The organism is Sinorhizobium sp. 8-89 (assembly GCF_030124325.1).
Taxonomy (GTDB): Bacteria; Pseudomonadota; Alphaproteobacteria; order Rhizobiales; family Rhizobiaceae; genus Sinorhizobium.
Genome location: NZ_JASKLR010000082.1, coordinates 1 through 886 on the forward strand (window position 1 = coordinate 1; position 886 = coordinate 886).

The 886-nt window shown below is 65.2% G+C and carries 1 protein-coding gene; it reads right to left on the bottom strand.

What is annotated here, in order from left to right:
* Nucleotides 1-886 (bottom strand): zinc-binding dehydrogenase (locus tag QN219_RS33740; RefSeq protein WP_284004755.1); only part of this gene is annotated, 886 nt, incomplete at both ends.

Here is an 886-nt window from a genome sequence, read left to right on the forward strand (position 1 = left end):
GTGTGGGTGATCATCGGATCGATCTCGATCTTGCCCTCCATGTACCAGTCGACGATCTTCGGCACGTCGGTGCGCCCGCGCGCGCCGCCGAAGGCGGTGCCCATCCAGGTGCGGCCGGTGACCAGCTGGAACGGCCGGGTGGCGATCTCTTGGCCGGCACCGGCAACGCCGATGATCACCGACTTGCCCCAGCCGCGATGCGAGGCCTCGAGCGCCTGGCGCATCACGCGGGTGTTGCCGGTGCAGTCGAAGGTGTAGTCGGCGCCGCCGATCTGGTCGGCGCCGCGTTTGGTCAGGTTGACGAGATAAGGCACGATGTCGTCGCCGACCTCCTTCGGATTGACGAAATGGGTCATGCCGAACTTCTCGCCCCAGGGCTTCTTGTCGTTGTTCAGATCGACGCCGATGATCATGTCGGCGCCGGCAAGGCGCAGCCCCTGGATGACGTTCAAACCGATGCCGCCAAGCCCGAAGACGATCGCCGTCGACCCCATCTCCACCTTGGCGGTGTTGATCACCGCGCCGATGCCGGTGGTCACTCCGCAGCCGATGTAGCAGATCTTGTCGAACGGCGCGTCCGGGTTGACCTTGGCGACGGCGATCTCTGGAAGCACGGTGAAGTTCGCAAAGGTCGAGCAGCCCATGTAGTGGTGGATCTTCTCGCCGTTGAGCGAAAACCGCGAGGTGCCGTCGGGCATCAGCCCTTGCCCTTGGGTGGCGCGGATGGCGGTGCAGAGATTGGTCTTGCGCGAGAGGCACGAGGGGCAGGCGCGGCATTCCGGGGTATAGAGCGGGATGACATGGTCGCCCTTCTTGACGCTGGTGACGCCGGGGCCGACATCGACGACGATGCCGGCGCCCTCATGGCCGAGGATCGCCGGGAACA